Annotated in this window: 3 protein-coding genes; all 3 read left to right on the top strand. The window is 29.1% G+C overall.

Going from position 1 to position 2,856, the window contains the following annotated elements:
• On the top strand, nucleotides 1-742 hold a 742-nt coding region (locus HR065_RS00335), incomplete at its 5' end, for a hypothetical protein (RefSeq protein WP_178733934.1).
• A gap of 4 nt (nucleotides 743-746) precedes the next feature.
• On the top strand, nucleotides 747-1,919 hold the full coding sequence (locus HR065_RS00340) for a hypothetical protein (protein ID WP_178733935.1): 1,173 nt from the start codon (nucleotides 747-749) through the stop codon (nucleotides 1,917-1,919).
• 358 nt (nucleotides 1,920-2,277) lie between these two features.
• On the top strand, nucleotides 2,278-2,856 hold a 579-nt coding region (locus tag HR065_RS03600; RefSeq protein ID WP_244948318.1), incomplete at its 3' end, for an AAA family ATPase.

Below are 2,856 nucleotides of genomic sequence, written 5' to 3' on the forward strand. Positions count from 1 at the left end.
ATATAAAGACGATGGGAGCGTTAATTGGCTTTATTCTAACACTAAAAAGTATGAAAACCAAGGTATAATAAAACACTTGTATTACAAAGACGATGGGAGCGTTAATTGGCTTTATTCTTATATGAAACAATATGACGAACAAGGCAGAGAAATAAAACAATTATATTATAAGTCAGATGGGAACGAAAATTGGAGTCATCAAAATTCCTATACCAAAGCATATGATAGCCAAGGGAGAGAAATTAAATCAACGCATTATAAAGACAACGGGAGCGTTAATAACTCACATTTTAAAACTTACACCAAAGAATATGATAACCAAGGTAGAGAAATAAAAGAATTACGTTATCAAGAAAACGGTGAAGTAAATTGGCTTTTTTCAAGCACTAAAGAATATAACGAACAAAGTAGAGAAATTAAAACTTTAAGATATAACGCAGACAGAAGTATTAATTATCTTTATTCTTATGCCAAATATTACGACCAACAAGGCAGAGAAATTAAACATTTAAGATATAACGAAGATCAAAGCATTGATTGGAAAAATTCTTATGTCAAAGAACATTATGATACGCCAAATAAAAGTTCTAAAGTGGAAGAAAATCCTTCTCTAGAAGGAAAAAAATTAATTTATATAATCGTTTCATTGATAGTTGTATTATTAGGTTCGACAATTTTTTATGTTATTCACAAAAAGCATAAAAATAAATTATTAACAGAAAAGAATTCAGAAAAGGAATAAGACTATGAAATTAAAACACAATTTAAAAAATATTAATATTATCAAAATATTTGCAATTTCGTTCTTTATCGTTCTTTCATTTGTCAAAGTTGTTTATGCGTTGAACTCTCAAGAAAAAGTTACTCAACAATTACGTTATAAACAAGATGGAAGTGTTGATTGGGAAATATCTTATACTAAAGAATATGATAATCAAGGTAGAGAAATAAAACAATTAGGTTACAACGCAGATCAAAGCATTAATTGGACTAATGTATACACCAAAGAATATGATAACCAAGGTAGAGAAATAAAACAATTAGGTTACAACGCAGATCAAAGTATTGATTGGGAAATATCTTACACCAAAGAATATGATAGTCAAGGCAGAGAAATCAAACGATTATTTTATAACGAAGACCAAAGCATTAATTGGAAAAAGTCTTACACCAAAGAATATGATAAACAAGGCAGAGAGATCAAACAATTATTTTATAATGAAGATCAAAGTATTGATTGGGAAATATCTTATACTAAAGAATATGATAACCAAGGTAGAGAAGTAAAACAATTAGGTTACAACGCAGATCAAAGTGTTGATTGGACAATATCTTACACTAAAGAATATGATGAAAAAGGTAGAGAAATAAAACAATTAGGTTACAACTCAGATCAAAGCGTTGATTGGACTAATTCATACACCAAAGAATATGATAACCAAGGCAGAGAAATTAAAAAATTAGGTTACAACGCAGATCAAAGTGTTGATTGGTCTAATTATGAAACTTACACCAAAGAATATGACAGTCAAGGTAGAGAAATAAAACAATTACGATATAAAGACGATAGGAACGTTGATTGGACTAATTCATACACCAAAGAATATGATAGTCAAGGTAGAGAAATCAAAAGATTATTTTATAACGAAGACCAAAGCATTAATTGGAAAAACTCTTACACCAAAGAATATGATAACCAAGGCAGAGAAATTAAAAAATTAGGTTACAAAGAAGACGGAAGTGTAGATTGGAGCAAAACTTACACCAAAGAACATTTAAATAAGTTAAATTCAAATTCTCAATTTGACTCTCCTACAGACGATAACAATTCTAAGACATTGCTTTATGTCTTAGTTACAATATCGCTTATATCAATTATAGGGGCAATAGCTTTTTATTTTTTTAAAAAAAATAAATAATTTAATCAAGAAAGAACATCTACATATCGGTACCATTTTAATGGTTCGTTCGATGTATAATGAATTTTTTTTGAAAAGAAAGGAAATAAAAATGATGTTTTTAAAAAGAGTAAAAAATAATGTAAAAAAATTTTTTTCATTCATTTTACAAATAAAATTTATTTTATTGTTTATTGTGTTTTTTGTTCTATGTTTTAATTTTTTAGAATATATTTTTAATAAAAATCCCAAATTATTATCTTATCTACATCTTACCTATGTGTGGAGCGAAACAAGAATTATTAAGTTTAAAATTTTGAAATCAGTCGAAGAATTACAACAAATTGTTTTTTTAATGTACATTTTAAGCATTTATAAAATGGGATCTATAAAGAAAAATAAAGTTTCCAACGCTCAAAAATCTTTATTCACTTTTCAAGATGTAGCCGGCAATGAAGAAGAAAAAGAAGACATGAAAGAAATTATTGACTTTTTAAAAAATCCCGCCAAATATAAAAATATTGGCGCTGCTATTCCAAAAGGAGTTTTATTATCAGGACCACCTGGAACAGGTAAAACTTTATTAGCCAAAGCTGTGGCTGGCGAAGCGAAAGTGCCTTTTTATTCTGTTTCTGGTTCGGAATTTGTGGAAATTTTTGTCGGAATAGGTTCTTCTAGAATTCGAAAATTATTTAAAATGGCTAAAAACAATGCTCCTTGTGTTTTATTTATCGATGAAATTGACGCATTGGGAGGCAAAAGAGGTGGAAATAATGATAGTGGTTCTCGTGAAACAGAATCTACTTTAAACCAACTCTTAACCGAAATGGATGGTTTCTCTAAAAGGACGGGAGTTATTGTTATGGCGGCGACTAATAGAGCGGATATGTTAGATCCAGCTTTATTAAGACCAGGCAGATTTGACCGTCAATTCCATGTCGGTTTGCCTGATGCGAAA

The organism is Candidatus Phytoplasma pruni, from assembly GCF_013391955.1.
In the GTDB taxonomy this organism is placed as follows: domain Bacteria; phylum Bacillota_I; class Bacilli_A; order Acholeplasmatales; family Acholeplasmataceae; genus Phytoplasma.

Coding starts and splice junctions, on each gene's coding strand:
- HR065_RS00340 (WP_178733935.1), top strand. CDS start 747: ATGAAATTAAAACACAATTTAAAAAATATTAATATTATCAAAATATTT.